Below are 24273 nucleotides of genomic sequence, written 5' to 3'. Positions count from 1 at the left end.
TAATTTATATCCGTACAAAGTTAATAATTGTCAGATTAAATCTTAACTAGTACAAATTATTGCTCTTACTGGTTTGCCTGTATCTCGTATCCAGGATCTTGTGTAGACCTAGTTGGGGTCACCTTTGATATGGGAAATTATTGTAGGTTAAGGCTGTTTTTGTAGTTTTGTATGTTAGCCGGTCGTAGAGGCCGGAACTTACTTGAAGTTGTTTTACGCTTTCTTGCCCAGATATAATCTCCTGTCAGATTGATATGCTCCCATCCTAATGGAGATAGGTGGGATAACAATTGATCATTGATTTTTATTCCCTGTTTTTTCAGAGATTTTACAGCTCTTTCGATGTAGACCGTGTTCCATAGCGTGATAGCAGCTGTGAGCAGGGTTAGTCCACTGGCACGGTAGGTCTGATTTTCCATTCTTCTGTACCTGATTTCACCCAACCTGTGCATAAATACCGCACGGGCAAGGGCATTACGGGCTTCTCCTTTATTCAGCCCTTTTTGTACACGTCGACGCAATTCTGGATCTCGAAACCAGTTCAGCATGAATAATGTTCTTTTTATTCTCCCGATTTCTCTGAGAGCTTTTGCCAGACCGTTCTGTTTTGGATAACTGGCCAACTTCTTGATCATTAGGGACGCAGTAACTGTCCCCTGGCTGATCGAGGTGGCTAGACGAGGCACATCAGACCAGTTTGATTCGATATATTTCAGATTCAGTCTGTTCGTAGATATAATAGACTGAAGTCCATGGTATTGTTGGGCTTTGCCTTGAATAAAAAGTCGTTTGTCATGTAGATCTCGAATTCTTGGGCAGAATTCAAAACCAAGTAGGTGCATAATGGCAAATACATGATCGGTGAAACCAGATGTATCGGTATAGTGTTCCCTGATTTCTAGATCACTTTCGTGATATAGCAAGCCATCGAGTACATGAGTTGAATCCCTTACCCGGCTGATAACCCTGGTATAAAATGGGCTGTATTGATCAGAGATATGCGTATAAAACTGAATACCAGGATCCTGTCCATATTTAGGATTGACTTGTCCAACGTATCGTCCAAGGCTTCCGACTCTGAAGTTCTGACCGTCTGAGGACGATGTAGTACCGTCACCCCAGTATATCGCCATAGGTTGCTTTCCCTGCGCATTAACTAATTCAGCAAGAGCAGATGAATACGTTTCATCTCGTATATACCACGCCTGAATACTTTCCAGTGAAGATCTAGTAACTCCAGGACAGGCCTCTGCCATTTTACCTAGCCCTAGGTTGATTCCATCAGCCAGGATAGTGGTTAGGAGGAGCCGAGTATCAGGGCGAATGACCTCATTTTTGAGATGAGAAAAATAGTCAGTAAACGCTGTCCAGTCGTTTACTTCATCCAGTATCTCTGTAATTTTAGGATGAGGTAACATACTATAAACCAGGGATTTCAGCGGTGAAACCTCTGCAGGAACACTATTATCCAATGGTGTGACCTTCACTCTTTTATTAGATATTTCAACATTAGGTAAATCACCTATAAGGGAGATTTTGTTTACCTCTTCGAGTCGTTATTTCAATAATGTTAGGCGACTGCCGATATATTGGCTGTAATCACAAGGGACAGAAAGTGGTAACTGATGATTCTGAATCAACTTCTTAAACTCCTTTTTAGGAATGAGGTAATCGTCAAAATTTTTGTATCGGCGAGAACCTTTTACCCAGATATCCCCTGAACGAAGTTCGCCTTTAAGTTCGTTAAGAGCGCAAAATTCATAGTACTGTCGATTTATTCCGGTGGGTGCAATAACCACTTTCCTCCAGCTTTCAGGAATAAAATCCAACGGTGCCATTGGTGGGACCTTTCGTAACTGTTTATGATACATTTCTCTGATGACTGTCAGAGCCTCGGCTAGTGACTGTGAAGATGGCGTGGCATTCAGTTCCAACGCAGACAACATTCTTGCAGCGTATTTACGTAACGTACTATATTTCTCAATAATAATATGCAGTGGATCAAAATTACTTTTTTTGATCAAAAAACGGGTTTCTTCTAGACTTGTAATAAATTCTTGCCATGGCATAACATGTTCAATAGCAGTCCACGGATCTGCTCCTGATTCACGGGCTTCAGCTAATGCTTGACCAACAGCAACATATTGGTACAGTTTAGACTGGATAAGTTTAGCTGTTTGCTGGAGTCGCTCCGCCTGAGTCCTTTTAGCCCGGCTGAATATACTGTTCAAGATACGATCATGCAAATCGATGATCTCATCTGTAAGTGTAGCTCTGGCTTCTTCAATCACACATATTAGAATAGCGTATCGTCTGCTTGATGAGAACTTAGTCAAATCTCGGCTGCTCATATTCCGACCCTAACGGGCCAGTTTCAGTAACCGATTCTGATGAACTAAACGTCCGATCCCTACCGGTAAGTCCATTGCCACTATCGTATTCAGGCGTTCAATGTGCTGTAGTACATTTTTTCCGTCAATTTTACCAGGAGGTTGAAGAATCCAAGCTAGACGTGAAAGATGATTATTTGATGCAATCAAAAGGATGTCTAGATTAACCTTATGCTCTGATATAAGTTGAGCATTCAGTTCCGAGAATACTATTTTATCACCAGCAGCCATGGCCTTTGAGCACGTTCGCTCCAGTACATCAATAGTGGGAATAATCACGCAATTCCGCTGCATATACTTTAGAAGTTCTTGTGCAAGAAGAATACCCTTGTCAGTTCGTTTTGCAAGTGGAATTAAATACGAAATGCAATCATTTTGAATCTGTTTTGTAAATTTTTTTAGTCCTAGATAGCGGTATAGTTCTATTAAATGTTCCATGCGAGTGGTGTCTCGTCCTGATGCGTAATTTTTCCAAAGTTCATTTGATAAATTAAGTCTGCTAGCGATATGCTTGAGTAAAAAATCGGAAAGTAGTAATTTTTTATCTGGTATCATCCCTATGTTCTTCAGGTAACAAAGCAAGACAGAAAAACCGAACCTATTGGCCGGCTTGCGGTACGTATTAATAAGCGCTAAATCCTGTTCGCTGAAATACGTCATGTGGATCAGCGTCAGTTCATCCTCAAGTAAAGCTAGTAATGATGCTCTTTCTGAATGGGAAAGAATTTGTCTCCTCGGTATATAGTTTACATTGATAATTATTTTGTAGATTAATTTTCGTTCAAATACTTATCGCATAAGGGTGCACCGCAATGAAATAGAAAAAATGTTATCCTATTCCATTAATGAAGTAACTTATATGCGATAGATTCAATGACATAACCTAAATACGATAAATTCATTAGAATATGTTCATAAGGGATTATTTAAGAGCTTCAACAGAAGATCAGTTTACCGATCGTGCAAAAAAAATGCTCGAACAGTTTGTTCATGAAAGGGGACATAAAATCGCTAGCTACTATCGGGAAAATATCAGTGGCACAAAACTGGAAAGACCAGAACTAGGACGATTACTCATGGATAGTCACCAAAATGATATTTTACTCGTAGAGCAGATAGACAGGCTGACACGGTTGAGCAACAGTGACTGGTAAACAATCAAAAAGAAAATTCAACACCGCGAACTGAAAATTGTGAGTCTGGACATACCAACTTCATGGCAGGCTTTATCTGATAAAGAACCATCACAAAATGATCCAGTAACACGTGCTGTGATTTTCGCCATCAATAATATGCTCATAGATCTAATGGCCGCAATGTCACATAAGGATTGGTTGAGCCGTAGACAACGGCAAAAACAGGGAATCGAAAGAGCCCATGCACAGGGTAAATATAGGGGAAAGCAGGCTGGTCATGAGCGACACAAGAAAGTGGTATACTATCGAAACGTTAAAAAATTAAGTATACATGAAACCGCACAAGCTACCGGGTACAGCGATTCGCAGGTATGTCGTATTCAACAATTGTACACTTTAATCAATTAAAAAAGTAATGCCAAGCACTTTTAGTAGATTGCTGAAAAATAGGAAAAGTAATATCGAAAAAGTGTTTCTAATCAGGTAAACTTATACAATAACCTGGAAGAAAAGGAAAACATCTTTAGTACAAAAAACAGCCTTAACGTACAATAATTTCCTATATCCAAGGAGACACCAAACAGACCGATCGTATTCTCGTATTGGATCAAGGCATGATGATTGAATAAGGTAGCCATCAAGAACTATTAGCGCACAAAGGAGTCTATGCTAAACTTTGTCATATACAAATGGGCGGCAAACAATAACCTATTTATCAAACATACCAACCAAGCGATAAAGGGCAAACTCTGCTTGTTTGACCTTAAAAGCATAGGCTATTAAATTGATTTTTGATTTTTGCATATCTTCTTCTGCTTCTTGCAATTCAAGTAGTTTTACTTGATCCAGTGCATAAGCTTCTTTAACAAAGGCTAACTTTTGATTGCTTACCTTCAATCGTTCTGACGCTATTTTATGTAACCCTAAGGCATGACGATAAAGCCATTTTTGATTCTTTACATGATCCTCTGCAGATAACTTTTCTTTACTTAATTTGAATTTTTCACTATTCAATGCAATCCTTGCTTTTTTAATTTCTGCAGGCATGCACAGCAAAGAACCTAGATCAATAGTTATCCAAATCTTCATGAACTGACTAGATGGACTATTACTCCATATCTTATCTTTTAAATTATAGGCATAGCCATTAGAGAAAAGGCCAGTTGATAGGCTTAAACAAGAAAGCAGATAGGCCTTAGCTCTAGTTAGCTCAGTTGATGCTATGGCTACTTTTTTTTCTTGTATGGCAGCTTCCAGATTCACTACTTTTCTTTTGGTAACAGAGCTGATGTCCCATATAGGTTCAACAGGAATATTGGATGCTACGAGTGTTTCTTCACTTAGTGGCTTGCCTAACATTAGGTTTAGATTGCGCCGTTTTTCTTTAAGGGTTTGTTGCTGCTCTAATAAAGACAAATTGGCCTCTTTTAGGGCTAGATCAGCGTTTAGATAATTGATCTTAGGAACAAAACCTAGTTTAAACTTTTTCTCTTCTATTTCTAACCTAGATGCTGAAATCTTAACAAAGGTATTAGACAACTCCCATTTCTTTTGAGCGAGTGCGAGTTCATAATAGCTGGTAACTACTTTCTGTAACTCATTTGCTATTGCTTTTGTCGCAATTAAGTTATTTAAAAGGTTATGCTGACCATTAATTTTAGTATGGAAGATTTTGTCAGAAATGGATTGTAGGTCCCATGTTAAAGTAAAAATGGGTTCTGACCGAAAATAAAAGGTATTACCACGTTTTTCCCATTTGTTTTCCTGTGCAGCTATAAAGGTAGCTTTGGGAAGCCATATATGTAGGGTAGAAAGTTTACTTGATAATAAAGCTTTTTTTTCTAGTATTTCTGGAAATCAGAATGTCAAAATTACTTTTTAAAGCAATGGATATCACTTCCTCAAAACTTATAGGCTCAGCTTTAGCTTCTGCTAGGTTATGGGATAAAAGAACAATGGTATAGATTACACTCAAGGATAAAAGCCTTTTTTTGACTGCAAACATCTTTAGTGAAATTTATATATAACCTTGATAATCAATACATTAAAGTTATAGAAACACTATACTTTACGCTGAAAAGTAAATACTTAATCAAGCAAAGCTACTGGGACATTTTTTCTAAAAAGTCAGTATACTTTAATTTCTTATTCTAGTTTTACGCCATAGGCATTGGTTCAAGGCCTTTATCTAGTATCAATATGGTAATATGAAGACAATATTACACCATCATATACCTCAATACTGCTAATGTTAGTAACAATTTGTTAGAAGTTACCGCACTTTCTATATGGGTTGTCATGGTCTATACTATTTTGGACAAGTGAATCGTTTATATTGTAGATATTGCTCATGTCTAAAGTGGTACCAGCCAGCTGGCCAGGTTTTATACTACACATTTCTTGTTTTAAAAGACTGATATCAGCTTTTTGAGTAGCATCAGCCAGTACTTTTTGCTCTTTTGGTTGCACTTCCTGTTGCAGAAGCTGTTTTTTAAACTTAGGCGACTCTTCGCTTACTTCAGCTAAAATGGTTGCTAGTTCTTCTTTAGCTAACTCTTTACGGACTGCATCTATGGCTTGCGTATCTGGCTTAGCATTTCCAGGAATAGTAGATGGGTCTATCTCATAAGCTTGGTCATATTCTTCAGCCCTATCCGTAGATCCATACACTGATTCAAGTGCTTTTATACTAGATAGTATATTTATTCCTTTTTTATCTATTGCTGGATCATAGGACGGCGCTTTACCAGCCTTTGGACGGTATCCTGTCCATTTTCTAGCCAACAGTGTACCACAGGTAATTAGACCATCCATATCGGTGTTGTTAAGCCATTTATCCACCATTTCCAATACGGTTGGTCCAGTTGTTATTGGCCGAGAAGATGATGATTGATATATCAGGAACTCTGGCTGCGCATAATGTGATGTGGTAAACTTATTATCGATAATTGAGTTGGTTTTTGCCTCTTCATAAGATGCTTTCTGATCAAGCAACAATTCTGGTTGTGCATAATGTGGTGGAGTATGTTGATTATTTACCTCATCAGTTAAATCTGGTATCAATCTAGTAGCTAAGAAAGATGAAACTGTTGCTCCTACTTTTTTAACCAAACTTATAGGCCAAGATTGTAACTTGCTACTTCCCGAAGATGCTACACCAAAATTATTGCTTGAAAAGTCAAGTTTTTCTAGGTTCTCTTTGTCAGGAATTATTAACTCTGTTATAGATGTAACGTAAGGTAACGAGTTGTCTACTAATAATTTACTTTCACTTTGAATATTTTTGGTTAATTTATTTTGATAGTTCTCTACATAATCTAATGATCTTTTTCTTCGGCCACCTAATCTGTTTTTTCCACCAGCAGGCTGGCTCTCAGGTTGCTCACTACCTTTACGCTTTTTACCTAAAGTTAGGGTATCTATACCTTCTATAGCAGCAGCGGAAAGATCGAGATCAGGTATATTATCTATACCATCATTAGCCACTGGGCTAAGTTTTGCAGAAGTATGGTGAATGTTTTGAACATCATGTACTTTGAATTTAATAGTACCTGTATCTGTTTTACAAGTTTTACAAAAAACAGCTACAATAGGCGTGAATGCGAAAAGATCAGTAACAGATTTTAAATTAGATCCATATTTTTTTACTTGTAGATTGCCTTCCTTAAGGTCTATCTCACCATCTCCCTTAGAGTATTTAAGTTCCATTAGAATAATACCTTCTTCATGTACTTGTTGACCAGGTCTTTCTTGTAAGATCGATATTATAAGATCACTTCTACCATCTTTGGAAAGATTGGCTTCTGGAAATACTTTAATGATTGTTCCTTTTTTTTCCTTAGAAACTTTCTTAGCAAGATCTACAAATAATCCTTGTAAAACAGCTTGAAAATCACTCTCACTATTAATAGTGTCTTTTATAGATTTTAGAGATTCTGATAGACTACCAATTATTTTTTCTGTATTAGTAAAAAATTCCATCATATCTATAGAAGACAGCTTTTGATATTGAACTCTTTCTAGATTGGCGCCACCATTCTTTACTTCTATACTTTGAAAGTAAAACTCCCCTGCATTACTATTCTGACTAGTTTTTCTTTTTTGTTTATTCGGATCCCAACCATCCTTTGACTTAGGATTTACTTTTATATCAACTCTAATGAGATTAGTAATTTTGTGACCACCTTCTAACGTAGGCAACTTAGCTTTATCATCAATATTAACATCTTCAAATTTATACTTATCGTTATTTATTCTTTTACTACTTTCAACTAAATTTAACATTATCCACTTGTCTTCTTCTTTAAAAACAAATGTACTTAATTCCCCATTTCTTCGAACATAAATTTCTCTACCCTTCTTTGATAGAATTTCTCCTAAAATTAAGTGGCTAAGATAATGGTCATTGCCTTTAATTGCTAAAGGCGAAATAGAGTAGTATAAATGCTTTAGTTCTGGTTCTAGCTCTGATTTAATATTATTGTTATCTTTTTCTGCTATCAATTGCTGAATAAATCCTTTAGATCGTGGTATATCTTCTGTCTTTATATCAATAGCTTCACTCGCTTTAATACCAGGTTCAAGATTAGAATTAATACCAACAACTATAGCCTTTTCGGCTATAGTTCTCATACTAAGATTATAGAGATAACCAGTACCGGTTGTCTGATCAGTTGCACCACCAGATGAAGTACGATCTGCTTTAAGTTCAATGATTATTGGAACAGCACGCCAATTTTTATTACCATCTGGTCCATTACGAGAAAGAAGTATTAAGTCAGCATAACCTCTTCCAGCAATACGTTCTACATAAACATCTAGATTATAACGGTATTTAAAGTTTAAAGACAAAGCTCCATAGAAAAAACCATGAAATCCGGATTCTGATTCCAAATCAAATCCAAATTTTTTTGCATTTTCATTGTATATTTTTAATAGCTCATTAGAAAATTTTTCGATTCCTGCTTTAACCTCATCGATTTTATTGTTAAAAATTTTATTTAGTGATTTATCTAAACCTCTTCTTTCATTTTCAGATTCTATTTTTTTAAAATTGTGCTGATTTATAGTTGGTCTTATTTTATTTCTTATAGTATCTAGATCCGCATCACTGAGTTCTGGTTTAGACCCTGATACTCTTTTTGCTACTTCTTCCAAACCTAGGCTCAATAAATAGCTTTCTAACTGATTTTTATGTTTCCTAGGTGTGCCTGAGTTTTTAGAAGCTAAACTTTGCGCAAAGTTTTTTATAGTTTCTGACACTCTCTCCTGGTATCTAGCTTCATCATTTTCTTGCAACTTTTTTACAGAGAGTAAGCGATCTTTGTTTATATAAAATATATATTCTTTTATTTTAGCTGGGTTTTTAAGTTTTAACTCAGATAATATTTCATCTAGTTCAGCATTATTATACCTACTATTTAGGTCAAGTTGATTTTTAACACTTTCAAACGCTCCATCTGGAATTCTCTCTAATTTTCCATTTTTATCTTTGTAGGATTTTGGCTCTATAACAAAAGTTTTTAATATTAAATTCTGGCCATCTTTAAAGCATATTTTTAAGATTCCTGCAGTGCTCGTCTTATCAGAATCATATTCTCCTGCTGTATTTGGAATTGAGCACTTCACTTTTGCAATTTTAGCATAAACATCCTTTTTACTGACAGTAGTAGGTAATGTCAAAATTGATCCTAAAATAAGATTAGGAAAAAAATCTGGTTTAGTAGAAGCAAGAACATTTGGAGTTTTGGCCAAAAATAAGCTAAGATTCTCTGCAAAACCTTTAGGGGAACTCGGATCAAATAAATGAGAATCTTTATCGACTGGTGGTCCAATGGGTACAAAACGATCAACTTGTAGCGTTTCCAGGTCATCGCTGTCTAGAAACTGTTCAACTAACTCACGCTTAGCTTGATTTTCTAAGTGTTCATTATCCGTAGGAACAAAACAACTACTACTTCCTGACGATCTTTTTCTTCTTTTGCTTCCTTTCGTACAGGTCAGAAATTCTACTTCTCGATCAAGGAATATTTCCTGCTGTTTTTTAGATACTTCTGTAACTTCTTCTCTCCACTTAGTTAATCCTGAATCTTCTTGGATTTTTAGTTTTATCTCATCTAGTATCAGTCGTTGGAACTCTTGTGGCGGGCGATTCTCTCCGCTTTTCCATTTTCCTAAGCCTTCTTTAAAAAAGTTTTCAACCTGATTCCTTACAGAAGGAGATTGATCACCTAACTTGGACACCCATAGTGTACTTGCAGAAAATGCTTGCTCTACTAAATTCTGGTATTTTCCTGCTATACGAGACACTTGCATAAAGTCTAGCATACGACTAACCTTTCTTGACCAATTGGTTCCTTGTTTTTGGGGAAGCTGCACTAAGGTATTGGATGGCTGCTTAGCTTTAGAGCTACGTATATATTTTAATGTCTTAGTTATATCCTTGCCAAGGAATACTCCATTTAGCACTCCTTCATAGGTAGAAAAGACAGCCAAGTTCCATTTAGTAATATCAAAATCTCGATTGGCTGCGCTACCCATATAGTAGGCCATCACTACACTAGTTGTTGTTTTATATAATGGATGCTTAGAATCTTTTAGAATTGCTTTTAACTTTAAGTTATTTTGACCTGAAAATAAATATTTCTTAGGATTTTTAGTTAATCTACCAGCACCGCGCCCCATTTCCATAATATTTTGTGGCCATCCCATTCCAATATCAAACCCATCTACTAACGCAGACCAGGTCGCTGGATTAGTCCAATCCCATTCCCAAAAGGCAAAATTTCCATTATTAGTAGCCCCAGAACGAAGATATGCTACACTACTAGCACCTGTATAACTTACAGTTAAGAATATGCCTTTTACAGCACGTTGACCAATGCCTATAGCTTTTAACGCCTTAAAGTTACCAAGGAAAATAATCGCCTTACCAGTATTGGCAAAGTTATGTACTATAGCTATCCCACCAGCTATGCCAGCTCCAGTCGAAGCTCCTTGAAACAAAGAATTCCAAGTATCTAGTCGATCCCATTTCCATTGAGAAGGATCCAAGCCTTGGCTAGCAGCAGTGTTTAAATAAGCGACACCAGCTGTCAATACAAGAGTACCACGTATCCCTATAGCTGCAACTGAAGCTGCAGCCCCTATTGGTAATAAACCACCAGTTATTCCTCCTCCTACTATACCTAACCATGTACCAGGATCTTTAAAATCCCAATCTACTGGATTTAAACGGTTATTAGCTGCTGCTCCGCCTAACCAAGCACTTCCTATGGCACCTAGTATTGTAAAAGTTAAAAGAAAAGCGAATTCTCCATCAGGATCTACTACAGAAACCGGTGAATTTCCAGCATATTTGTAGGGGCTAAAATATTGAGCTTTTGGATCTGGTTGGTAAAAACGACCAATACTAGGATCATAGAACCTAGCATGATAATTATAGAGACCAGTTTCTTCATCCCATTCCTGGCCTGTATAACGGTACATAATATGCGCTTGTGGGTCATTACCGTAAGAACGCATAAGCCCACCATATGGTAAATAATCATAAGCTGCTACTACTATACCTTCTTTGATTACCAATCGGACTGAACCAGCGTGATCCGTAGTAACGCTATAAAAGTTATTATTACGGATAAATCCTAAGAGACCTCTAGGCCCATATAAATAAGTTGTAATAATCTTTTGAGTTGAGCCGTCTAAATATTTAGTTTGTCGGTCTATAAGCACTCTTCCTTTCTCATCACGTAGGTAGTGGTTCTCATGACTAATTTTACCTTCAGCATCAAATACCCGTTTTAACACCCTTTCACCTTGTGCATCGTAGTAAAAATGTAAAGTACGATCATCTGTAAGATGAATGCGGGTAGTACGCTGAGAAACTGGATGGTACTCAATATGTTTAATGTTTTTATGTAAAGATTGAATTATATTACCATGATAATCATGATTTATAGAAAAAAATTTATCTAATTTTAATTGAGTGGACCAAATCGCATTACCTTGTCCATCATGTTTTATAGCAAGAACTTGCTTTCTCTCTAATTCAATAGGCCAATTTGATTTCACATTTTGGATTTTATTAGTACCATTATAGTAAGCTAGCTCATAACGATCAAATCCTGTATAAAAAAGATGGTGATTACCATTAGCATCAATCTTATAAGATTCCACATCAAAAGCAGTTTGGCCTAATGCATATGTAAAGTGCCGTGATAACGTTTGTACAATCTTTGGTATAAAAGCAGTGTATTGATGTAAGGTAGTAGTAAAGTTGCTGTTTAAGGGGCGAGCAAAATTTATACGCTGTGTTGGTAGATAACCCTTATCAAGCAACATTTGACCAATCTGGCTTGCTATTTTTTTTTGCCAATTATAAATAAGCCTAGTGGATGTTATATCAAGATTTTGCCAATGTAAAAAAGCCGCTTCAAAATCAGCTAGTGATAATCTTCTTTGCTGACTAATCGCTGATATAATTAATCGTTCAATTGGTTCAACATAAAGTGTATAGTCATCTTTCAAAGCTGCTAGATCAGCATATAGTTCTGTATTTCGAAAGAATGACTCGCCACGTTTACCCACTGCGGCCGATAGATCATTGCGTTGTTGATCACGAATTATGTAACCAGCATTCGTTAGTAGTTGCCAAATATGCTGAGATTGTTGCTTGGTTAAGCCTGGAATCTCTTTAGCAAATGAGTCTGGTTGTAAAGGATTAGCAACATTTTCAGTTTCATCGGTAAAATACTTAGCCTTAATCAATTCTTGATGATTGCCATAAGCATAACGGTGACCATAATAAGTTGGCTTCTGCTTTTCAGCTACTAGTTTGGCCATATGACGACCAGTTTCTCCACCACATACCAATGGTAAAGCTGTTTCTGCATCACGGATATATAACTTAATAGGTTGGCCGCTATCAGTGAGGTAACCAGTACGTTTTAAAGCTTTAACGCACACTGCTGAGTAATTACCTCCTAGATCATTTTCTCGCACTTGAAACCATCTTCCGTCAGCATTTACTGGCCAACTAGCATTAAAGGTTGCTTGCATGACCATGCCATCACCATATCCAGCTTGGCCGTAGCCTTTATTTGTATAAGCAATGTCTTCAGAAAGAAAAGGATCTGATATCTGTTCAAGAAATCCAGGCGAATTATATTTATAATTACGAATAAAGCTATGTGGCATATTGGGTTGATAGTGCTCACTGGCCAATTGACCAGTAGCATGGTAGGTAAAGCTAGCATAATGCGTTGGGTTATTAGAGGTACCTAACCCAACCAACTGACCTAATCTATTATAGCTGTGTACTACATGCAATGGTTGATCATCAATGGTTATGGGGTATATCAACTTCTGTAGCTTACCATGTACATATTGTTTTTCAACGTGAGTAAGTGGATCAGATTCAGTTTGTTCTAATATAGCTTTTTTGTAAATTACTTGCTGCTGGGCATCAAAGCGTAACTTTTCAACTATTACTTGGCCATCATTATGGGTAATGTACTGCTTCATACGTCCACGTAATAGTGGATCAAAATGACCATTAGCATAGTCAAATTTCTGGTATTCTTGGGCATAAGGTAAATATCTACTTTCTAAATGCCCACGCAAAGCTGTAAGGGATAATGGGCGGCTTATATGTCCAGTGCTCATCAACTGGTTATTGCCATCATAGTTAAAATAAACGATCCTTTGAGATTGGTTGGTCGCATCCAAAGAAACCATAAAACGCTTTTGACCTGCAGCATTATATAAGTATTCCGTTGTGCCACTGTCGGGCGTAATCTTGCGTATTAAATGACCATATCTATCATAAACAAACCGTGTTGCTAACGCTTCTTGCCATTGTTTTTCTTTAGGAGAGAGACGATCCTCACCAAATTGCCAAGCTGTTAACCTACTAGCAGTATCTACTTTTTCATGATATAGTGGTGGTAAGATTTTTATTAAGCGATTTTCTCTATCATATTCATAAGTACTTAATAAATGGTTATAGCTTGGTACGCGTACATAGTTAGCTACCTGATTATTGCTCTGATCAAAAACCGCAATTCTTAAACTACCACTTGGTGTATGCTCTACTTTTTGACGGTAACCTTGATTCGTTGGAAATAGATTATCAAGAAAAGCTAAATCCGAATGCTGACTTATTTTAGTTGCATAACGTCCGGTAATTGAAAAGTATGGACCAGGTAAACCTAAACTTTTTTCTTGATCCAATGGATTAGGTGCGTACTCAGTACGTGTATAAGCCACCCCTTGGTCTGCAGGATTTAACCGATTAACTGCTCCTTGCAGGATGCCAGTATTCCAAATAGATTGTGGATAAGCAGGATTTTTATTGCTAACAAAATCTGGTCTGTAAGCTAGAAGCGATTGACCTGCATTACGTTTTACCCGTGTTGTTTTGGTAGTAATGGCTTCACGCCCTAACGCATCATACAATAGCTCATTTACTTGAGCGGTCCTAGCATCTTCTAACTGAATCACCTGCGTTTTTTCACTAAATGCATTATAGTATTTTACCGTTACCTGAGGACGATTCATTATTAAGCAATCTTCAACTAAAACTTTACCTTCTGCTTCTAATGCAAAAGAAGACCATGGAGTTAACGAATCAGGAGACAATGCCCTGGATATTGGCAGTGCTTGATCTACCAATAATACACCATCCAACCATAGCCATAGGTAATTTTGTTCAAGCATAACGATTAATTCGCCGGCTGATGGCAATGGAGTAATAGATTGACCATTTGGTAAATCTACATTAGTAGCATGATCTGATTGCCGAGTGAACTTTAAGTTACCCATTCCTTTCCAGTTTAGCGATAAAGCAGATGGTGACTCCTGCAGGGCAAAGTAGCATCGAATGGCAGCACTCTTACCATCAAATAAATGTACTCTTGCCTCCATTCGGTGTTTCCCTGACTGTTTATGCCATAATTGACCTAGAGCAACCTGCCAGGCAGCTGGATGATCTAGTTGCCATCGGTTATGCCAAGCACTTGTATCAAAATTTTCATAGGATCCATATGCTGGTTCAAATGTTATAGCATTAGGTTTAGCATCAATCATGCTTCCTTGTGGAGCGGGTACTAGTTTACCTGTTCTACTAGATGTAGAAAACTGTTGCAATTGGCCTTCTTCATCTATACTGGCGATTTCTTGTTGTAAGCGGTTATAAATGGTTCTAGTGACCAAACCATTGGCTTGAATAATTGCTGTGGGCCTGCCAATTAATGGATGGTATATGGCTGCTTGAAAGTCGTGCGTCAGGGGTGTGAAACGAATATGATCAAGGTCCACTATCTGACCAGCAGGAGACTCTACTCGTAAAGTAATCTGAAAACTAGCATCCTCAGGTGAGGGTAGTACACTGTTACTTGCTGTGGTGGCATTATAATTAACATAGTCTCGATAAACCTGTCTGAATACTTGAAAATTAAGCGGTAGCTCAAGGTAAGACCAATCGCCTAATTGATGCTTAACTTGCGCTTGTAAGCCAATAATTTTTTGCCCATTACTGGTATGTATAATAGCTTTGAGATAGGGTACTGCTGTATGTAACGCTAGTGCAGTACTACAGCGTATCCAACAAGCGGCTAGATAAGTAGTTTCTTGATCGCGTGGTTGAAACAACCCTTCTAAAAAAGAAGGATGATCTGTAGTAGTGCTTTTGAGTTGTAAGTAATGTTCTCCCGTAAAGGAAAATTTGCCTTTGATGATTTGGGCTTGGCTGGTTCGCCAAGTCTTTGCTGTGGTATTAGCAACTGGAGCACCAATCTGGTTATTTTCATATGGTTCAAATCCATAGTAAGCTACCATTTCGTCAGCCAAGCTGTATGGCGAGCAATCACTAATTAGCCATTTCCCACTACGGTCTAATAATAGCATTGGGTTAGGCACGGAAACAGTTGTATTAGTGGACTGTTCAGTAGATGCTTCTTCGGGTGGCCCTAAAACCTGCCTACCATTCGCATTAAACCAACGTTCGGTTTCCGTAACATTACCTCTATGATAAGATCTCGTTGCTTCATGCCAACCATATGCGGTCTTGTTATCCCCTGGAATGATGGTTACTGTCTCAGAATAGGTTAGAGATTCTTGTTCAGCATTAAAAGAACGTTCATAAGCTGTTATTCGCTGTGTATCACTAGCAGTTAATGTGACTCGGTTTACAAATGATTGTTCCTTAGGTGGAAGCAAAGTAGATACAGCGCGCACTCGACATTCCTGGGGTTCAGCATGTACCATGGTAGTTGGCGAAGCATTGGCTACTGTTATTAAATTTTGCAAGTCACTTCCTGGTAGTAATTGTTCATTATCAAATATATAAAGCTGACCTAGCGTCTGTTCATCCTTAAAAGTTAATACCTTAACTAGGTTTGGCTTTGGATGGTAGGCTATATAGGCTGGATATTGGTTAATGATTTGGCCTGGTGCATGTAGTGATAGCTCCCTAAGTGGCTGGTCTTGTTTGTTTTGGTTGCTGCCTTGCTTATATAGTTTAAACAGCGATTTATCATCATTAGCTGGTTCTAAAATAAAGTGCTTACCTAGGGGAGTTGTTTGAACGGTAGGTAATGACTCTTTTTCCCATCCAGTTCCGGTAATACGTAGCAACGTGTCGTTACCAATATAGGCACCTTGTTGACTGATTTGAGCGGTATATAGATGCAGGTCTAAGAAAAAAGATTTCTTAAAGTATGAATTTTGTGAATCTTGATTAGCTTGTTTTTTTAACTCTTCTATTTGATCTTCTTTTAAATTTCTATTTTTGATATCCTCAATAACTTTCCCAGAAACATTTTTAACTCTTACTCTAAAAAGCCCTTCTTCTTTAATATAACCTAGGTGGTAAACGATATTTCCATCTTGACTTTTAGATTCATGACTAATTTGGTAGATATTTTCTCGTGCTATATTAAATGATTGTTTTTTAGCAATATTATATTGTGAATCTAGTAAAAACAGCTGTATATGAGAGGAAAGCAGACCATTATTTTCCTGTAGAGTATTAAATAGAACAAAATTGTTTAGAATTTGCAGACTATTTTGCTTTAATGCTGTTACAATTTGTTGTCTAGCTTCCGTCTCTAAATCAAATAGCTCTAAAATCTGACTTATACTATTTGATTTAAAGTCTATAAATTGTTTTTTCCATCCAGTTTGCACATCATAGCGAAATAACCATAATTCATGGTTATCATAACCAACTGTTAGTCTATTATGTAAAGCAAGTGCTGTAATAGGCCGAGACAAGGTAAGGGTTTGCTCATTCCAATCAGATTGATTATCCAAACGCTTAAATAACATAAGATTATTTTCGTCAGGCTCTGCAGCAGCAATGAATGTTTCACTAAAGCGTATTAAAGCTTGTTTACCAAATCTATAGATCGTAGGATCCGTAGACCAAGTTTGTTTATGGCGATTATATATATATAGTGCTCGTTTTTGATCACTTTCTATAAATACTATAAATGAATTTTGATAAGCTTGTACAACATAGTCCTTGATTTCGGATTCAGCTGATGGGCATGACAATTCTGTGTTAACTGAACAATCTATAATAGTCTGGTTCATTGCTCGATTCATGATGCGCAAGATCACTTTTCCAGCCGTTGGATTAAGATCTCGGTAAGCCATAACAGCGTAATCGGATCCATAAGCTACCTTAGCTTTTTCTCGAGTGGGGTAATTATGTACAATCGTAGGTGCTGGCAGGTTAAGATGTTGATAATTAAAATGAAGGATTGATCCTTTTGGTTGTAATGAGCAACTTTCCAAAACCTGTTTGTCCAATACAGTTTGATAACTAAACTGCAGCACCGATTCAGTATGTGATAATAATTGTTGTTGTATTGCGGTTAGTAACCGCTTATCATTATTTACTTGATAGACAAATTTTAGTGCTTGGCTATAGGCGGCAGTAGTAAGGCTATACCCTTGTAAGTAATGGGACTGAGCAAGTGGTGTTGGAAAGATAATGTTGCCCTCTTTATCTACAGGATTAGGAGCGGTATATTCACTACGCTCTTTAGGAGCGTAGTCCAAATTAAGCCTCATATATTGACTATCGCTGATGGTTTTTAGTCGTAGTGCAGCATCATATGTTTTACCATCCGCTATAGTAGCGATATCTTTTTCGTAATGATAATATAGCGTTCTTTGGGTATCCTTATCAAGACGCATATTTAAATACCAGGCAGTTATTAATGGCTGTTGTTGTGCCTTATCACGACCAATACCACGCCAATTAGGCCAAGCTAAGCTCCATTGCAGCGCATCTTGCGCCGCATTATGATTAGCTTTACCATAAGTAGTTTGTTCTGCCGTACCTTCGATCATCCAACATTGTGCTGACTGGCGATACGAAATGGTTACTTGCACGCCTTCAGCTGCTTCAGCTAATTGAAAGCGTTGCACGCCTCTTTCATCTGCTATAAATTTCAGACGTTGTGGGCGACCTTGTGCTATTAAGTAGTAACGTGCATCTTCAGGGCAAATACTGCCTTGGTAGTCAACAAAGATATAATCCTGTGCCAGAGGTAATGACCATCCTATTCCAAGTAAATCAGATACTACAGCTGCGCTATTATAGAAAAGGCCTAATTGTAGTCTCCACCCAGTTAAAGCAAAGATATCTATTAAAGGTACATGCATACGTACTTGACCACTAGCTGGGTCCACTGCTTCCTTAAGGAAGCTATCATCCCACTGTTCAACCCAGCGTAAAGTAGGCTTTTCAGGAAGGTGCGTACGGATAATTTGTTGTGGAACTAAGACATTCCTATAGCTAGAAGGATGGGCAGTAGTACTTGCTGATGTGGTACTAATTGGTGGTACAGTAGTAGTAAGGGGAGGCACCGGAACTGGTATTACCTTGGCCCATTCTATATTACCTTCTGTATCTTGCGTAAATATTGATGGCTGGACTATTGCAGGTGGTACAGGTGGCAAGGTCCCTACTACAGTAGCATAACGTTGTGCTCCAGATAATTGTTCAGGGTCTAGCAAGATTTTCCAGCTATTAGTGGTAGAATCAAAACTTAACGCCGTTATTCCCTGCGGTCCAGTAAAGAGTAAATCATCACGAGCATCATTATTGATGTCAAATAATCGAACGGAATTACTATAGTGGGGTTCCCAACCATACGGCTGTGTAAACCCAGTATGACGATGTAGGAATGTATAATCTTTCTGACTATTGTTATATTGATAGGTATACAGTCCACTATTATTCAAGTGCAGAATATCTTGATATATTTGATGCGTTAAGTCACCAAAAAATAGATGGTCTTGTGCCGGTCTACCTAATGCAGATTTTGTTACTTTCCCAGTACTAATGACTTTCTCTAATAAATAATCGGCGTTAAATTGATAAAATTCTAATCCGTTAGTAGTACGTAGTCCAATTGTTGCTGGATCATTATGATGTAGTTTGGTTATAAAAAAGTCAGTTTCAGCAGCACTCCATATCGGAAAAGAGACATTAATCTTTAAAGTAGATAGAGGAGGTTTATTATACCTCAATGTCGATGCATAAAATTTTATCTTTCTATTGACATCACGAGTCATCACTCCTACATAGCTCGTATTAGCATAAAAATGGCCCCATAATAAGTCGCCACTGAAAAATTCATTAAATTTTATATCTTCTCCTAGTAACTTTAAGCCTGGTTTAACTGGGTCTAATTGGTAAAACTGTATACCATTTGGATGACGCAATAGTACTATATTCTCATTGGGAATCAACTTGTCAGCTACTAGCCACGGGTAACGATCTAGTGGATAGTTACCCTCCTGACCAAAAACTGGCTCACTCCAATCATAATGCCATGCTTGGGTCGACGATACATATTTGTAGCCAATTAACTGACGCCCTTGACGAATGCATACTATTATACTGTCACTGTTTAGTCGGATAGAAGAGATGTCTTCTATCCGTTCTCGATTAGCATTACTCAATTTTTGAGTTGATAAAGTAAACCGATTCATAATCTTACGATTTAGTAGGTTAACTGCCTGCCTAGTATTTAGTTTCTTATTTCAACTAGCTCTAAAAGTGAATCTGGTCTCCAGAAAAGCACTCTACGCCTTTATGAGTTACAGTTTTTATAAACTTCTAGAAGCATATAAATATTTATGAAACTATGTTTTGTTATTCTAAAACATGCAAGATTATTTTTTTTAGGCTCAGGTTTCTATTATCCATTATTAATTTCATTTCCTGACCTACACGTTGATTCAATATTATTTTGTAACAAATAAATGGGTATAGAGATATCTAATAACATTATTCCAGGAAATATTTCTCGTTTATAAAGTACATGATCCTCCGCATCGCCATGTGCCACAACATTCATGCTTAGCACTACATTTTACCCATTCTTTATCAGGATCTATTGTATAACACCATTCACCTCCGTAATAACTGGCTCCACAGTATGCCCAACAAGAACCTTTGTGGCAACCATAATTCGCATTATTTGAACTTGAAATTGGACAAACTTTTCCAGTTGAAGTTAAACGCTGATTACCTGAACAATCTATGGACCATTTACGTTCTTTTTTTACTGAATCAGGAACTGATGATGATTGCCATAAAAGCACATAACGTCTCTTATTAGGGTCAGCGAAAGGATCAAGTTTAGCATTATCAGCATATAAATAGCCGTTAGAAGCGACATTCAATATTAAATACTTATTATCATCTGTAGGTATAAGTCTCCACTTATTGCTATCTCCAAAGCTCAAAGAAGCATCAGAGGCATCTACAAAACTCCTTGTTTTGTCAATTCCCATACTATAAGGAATAAAAGAAGGATTACCAGCTGACTGATGCAAATACCTGCTCATAGCAGTATTTCTCATTGTAAAATATTTACCATTGTTATACATACGCAATTCCCAATACGAATAACCATCAAAACCTCCCGGTACCCAAGTAAATGGCAAACCAGCACAGCCAGTACAATACGAAGCATACAAATATTCTAAATAAGCATTGTTCTGTATAACACAACTACTTCTACTACTCCAAATCAAGCCTCTTACTGAACTAGGTAAACTTTCTTTTAAGTCTTCATATGCTTTTTTATAGTATTGACGATCACCTGAAACATACACAGAATTGGAATCATTATTTACAAAATCTAACTCCTGTTTGATTTTATCAGCTACCATCAGTAGCTGATAGCTATGCAAATGACCACTTTTTCCCATCTGATTCAACAAGGCAGTAAGAGACCTAGCAGTCTGATTAATGTAAGGTAACCCTCTGATAAATTTTAATATTCTCTCTGCATTGTATAATTTATTTGCATAAGCTTTTTCTATAATCCGAGACCAACGATCATCAAAAAATTGGCCATAACCTTCCTTGAGGCGTTCAATAAATTGCTCATAATCATTATTGGACACTTTATATGCCCATGCATCGATGATTGTTGCAACATATTTTTCTAAATTGTTATATAGATCAGAAGACTTCATACAGCCTTTAACTGCATCAGAAACAATCAACACTTTTGGGCTCGTTAAGTGATTCTGCTTATTCATCTCATCAAATAAAGCTGGATAAGCTATCCTATCTTGATTACAACTAGGAAGCTTTTTTACAAAATTTACTATATTCTCTATACGCTCTAACTTATACACTTTCTTTATAATAGAACGTATAATCACATCCTCTAAAACTTCGAACTCATCTCTTAATTGTTTAAATTTATCTACAGCGCCTTGAATATTTCCATCAGTGATTCTGTAAGCACAAACTTCTGGTCCATACCCCCTTATGGTTTTTAGATACAAATTTGCTTGCTTTTGCAATTTTTGCATCTTTGTTTCAAGATCGGCTATATCTCGATTATATTTTCCTGAGAGAGATTTTATTTTATCATTAAGTAACCTAGTAGATTTTTCCTTATAATCATTCAATTTATTTTCCCACATAGTAGCTTCATCTACTGCAATGCTATTTCTAGTGGCTTCAAACCCATTTTTTAAATGATTATAACCGCATAGTACTAATTTTACTAAATCCTCACACATATCTGAGCTATAATTAAGGGGACAATTATTACTACCAGCTTGATTAGTTCCATTTAATGTAGTTTGCAGTTCATTTCTAAAATTAATTAGTACAACTTGTTCTATTTCACACATAGGGGAGTCATCTACAGGTAGATTCCTAACTACACGCGGTAACGCAGTTTGATCAGATCTTTCTTCTAAAGGTTTATTGTTATCCTGATTTGTACTAAAATTTTTTAAAAGTTTGTGTAGATCAGTGCTAATTATATCAAATTGGTGTAATATTTCTTGGCGCAATGCTTCACTAATGCCTACATGCTGATCATGCTGATCAACCTCAGAAATAGCAGTAGCATTTATTGGAAGCACAGCTACTTTATCGTCAAGCCCATAACCATCAATGGTTGTTTTTGCTTCAATAGATTTATTTAGAGGCACTAAAGTACCTAACTCAGCGTTAGGGTTATTAACATAGTCCTGATTTAAACGTAATAGATTTGTATTAAGTGCAAGAAATGTTTGATTAATGTCCAGCATAGGCATCATGGAAGACCTATCAGTAAAGTTGTCTTCTGGCACAAAACCCTCTTGTGTCGCATTATTCGATGCCTGAACAGCTGCCACTTGAGTAGCTAAGCCTAATGTCACCAGTTTTCCTGAATTGTCCCATAAAAACTTTCCAAAATTATATAAAGCCCCTTGCCAAGTTAAACTACTCTGCTTATTGTCATTTGTTGGCAAATTAGTTGGTAAAGATGAAGCAGTTGTTTGTTTTTTCAATACTGATGGAGGCGGTAATATCGATTGTGTATTGTAACATTGTTCTAGCCAACCCTTCTGTATAGCATATGCTTTATGCTTCATTAAAGGTTTATAATAATTCAATGTTTTATTTATAGCGCCTGCTGTCAACATTTTTTCCGATGATTCATTAAATGAAAATAACACATCACCCTGAAAACACTCTGCTACAAATTCCGGTTGCTTTTTTAATTCTGAGTGAAATGAAGATTTGACTTTTTCAATAAGCGTTCTGTAATGATTGTTATCGCAAGAAGTTTCTTTTAAACGATCCAAACCTTCTTCGTAACACGATGGGGAAAGCATATACTTACCTACAAGCCCTTGTAATTGAATCAATTGTTCCTCTAATGAAAACTTACCTTTTGGTAAGCCAGCAGCTATCTGTTCTTTCAGCTTGTCTACGCATGCAGAACTAACATCCTTTATTTCTTGTAAACCACCAGATCGTTGTGGTTGTAATTCAGACAACAATTGTTCTTGTAATACCTCTATTTGCTCATTAAATATGCCCTCCCATAGAGATTTATCGAAACAATTAACCTGAGTTATATCTTTAGAAAAATAGTTTTTAGGAAGTGAACCAATACCATCCCAAAACCATTGAGATAATTTTTTCTCTGTAGATTGAACAAAATTACTTACAGTACTTACAGAATTACCAATGCCTTTCTTCCATAATGAATTTGAAGAATCGGAAACATAAGGAGCAAACGATGATAAAGGTAAAGTCTCTCCTTGATTTTGATATATGTTTTTCATAATAGCAATATTTACAATTAGTTAAAAAATAAAAAGCTTAAATCACTTTTTTCTTTGAGAAAGTCTAATCCCTTTAGGATAGTTTTAAAATGAGATGATACTATCAAATAGATGATCTATCACGAAATAGATTCAAGCACTATACCAGCTATCGCTTAATGATTAAACGGAGAGGAAAAAAATGATAAAAGGTTATACCGATTCCTGGGTTATTTTTTCCGGCATATTCAATGGTACAAAATTAAAATATCAAAGTCAACAAGTTTTTTAACTTATTTATATGTAATATTTTATTGCTGATTATTAGTTGTTTTGTATTTTATGACTCTAAAACAATAGGATATAGTAGTAGATTAATACCTTCAATAGGAATATGTAGAATTCAAAAAATAGAATTCAAAAATTTGATTGATAGGAATTTTTTTAAATTGATAGTTATTGTAATCATTTAGAATTTACTACTTCTTACATCGATGTATTTTGTGCGCAATACTATAATTCACCTCCATCCCATGGTAACCATGTGTATGAAATAAGTCGTTGTAATACATAAACACTATATAGTATAGTAGGGTTACCAACCTATTCATAGCCCACTAATATTGTTCCTAAATCAAAATTTCATTAGCTTATTTGCAACATAGATTATCGTTACTTTATAAGTAACAAAAACAGTGTTTAAAATATGGTATTTTAAGCTAATCTTTGTAAGTTTCTTAAACGAACGTTTCTGAAACATAAAAACATAATATGCTTATATGATACGCACGTATATCTAAATCAGATGGTAGCCAAACGTTAGACTTACAAATAGAGGCCGTTGTGATAGGTTTATAGTATAATTTTGGTACTTTTTTAGTGTTATTTTTTTGGTTAAGGCGCCATATATTGAGGTCTGTCCAGTTAATTGTGTAAACTATTTTTTGGTTACTTAGATTCTACTTTCAAATTTAATTAAAAAATGTGCCATAGCCTCACTCCAATTTTGAATAGCGTTGGTCCATTTTCGGAAGTGTTCGTTTAACCATAGGCGTCAAGTTAAGGATTAAGTGCTATTTCTTTGATCCTATTTAATGTAGAGATTCTTGTTTTTCTATACCTATCTTTGAGGCAAAATATTGACCAGTCTACTACTAACT

5 protein-coding genes and 1 pseudogene are annotated in these 24273 nt (G+C 36.4%); 2 read left to right on the top strand and 4 right to left on the bottom strand.

The genetic code is table 11. The features are described from left to right. Positions 1 to 137: 137 nt before the first annotated feature. Positions 138 to 3131, bottom strand: a pseudogene (locus tag NLX65_RS02640) (Tn3 family transposase). A 167-nt stretch (positions 3132 to 3298) separates the two neighbouring features. On the opposite strand from NLX65_RS02640, the gene NLX65_RS04080 reads away from it, so the two are divergent. Both NLX65_RS04080 and NLX65_RS04060 read left to right on the top strand, forming a co-directional pair. Next, entirely contained in the window at positions 3299 to 3544 is a 246-nt protein-coding gene (locus NLX65_RS04080) for a recombinase family protein (RefSeq protein WP_445083372.1), read from the top strand. 39 nt (positions 3545 to 3583) lie between these two features. Continuing rightward, on the top strand, positions 3584 to 3934 hold the full coding sequence (locus tag NLX65_RS04060) for a hypothetical protein (RefSeq protein ID WP_312025856.1): 351 nt from the start codon (positions 3584 to 3586) through the stop codon (positions 3932 to 3934). Positions 3935 to 4234: 300 nt separating this feature from the next. On the opposite strand, the gene NLX65_RS02630 is transcribed toward NLX65_RS04060, so the two are convergent. From NLX65_RS02630 to NLX65_RS02620, 3 genes are all read right to left on the bottom strand, one after another. Beyond that, positions 4235 to 5326: a TolC family protein gene (locus NLX65_RS02630; protein ID WP_260536913.1), complete on the bottom strand. Its 1092-nt coding sequence runs from the start codon at positions 5324 to 5326 to the stop codon at positions 4235 to 4237. A gap of 465 nt (positions 5327 to 5791) precedes the next feature. After that, entirely contained in the window at positions 5792 to 19534 is a 13743-nt protein-coding gene (locus NLX65_RS02625) for an RHS repeat-associated core domain-containing protein (RefSeq protein WP_260536911.1), read from the bottom strand. A 321-nt stretch (positions 19535 to 19855) separates the two neighbouring features. Then, positions 19856 to 23134, bottom strand: a complete 3279-nt coding sequence (locus NLX65_RS02620; protein ID WP_260536909.1) for a hypothetical protein — start codon at positions 23132 to 23134, stop codon at positions 19856 to 19858. Between the last annotated feature and the right edge of the window lie 1139 nt (positions 23135 to 24273).

The organism is Candidatus Cardinium sp. TP (assembly GCF_025215055.1).
GTDB lineage: Bacteria > Bacteroidota > Bacteroidia > Cytophagales > Amoebophilaceae > Cardinium.
This window is presented reverse-complemented; position numbering and strand designations above follow the sequence as displayed.

Excerpts from the sequence above, each read along its gene's own strand:
- NLX65_RS04080 (WP_445083372.1), top strand. The coding sequence starts at position 3,299 with ATGTTCATAAGGGATTATTTAAGAGCTTCAACAGAAGATCAGTTTACC.
- NLX65_RS02625 (WP_260536911.1), bottom strand. The coding sequence starts at position 19,534 with ATGAATCGGTTTACTTTATCAACTCAAAAATTGAGTAATGCTAATCGA.
- NLX65_RS02620 (WP_260536909.1), bottom strand. The coding sequence starts at position 23,134 with ATGAAAAACATATATCAAAATCAAGGAGAGACTTTACCTTTATCATCG.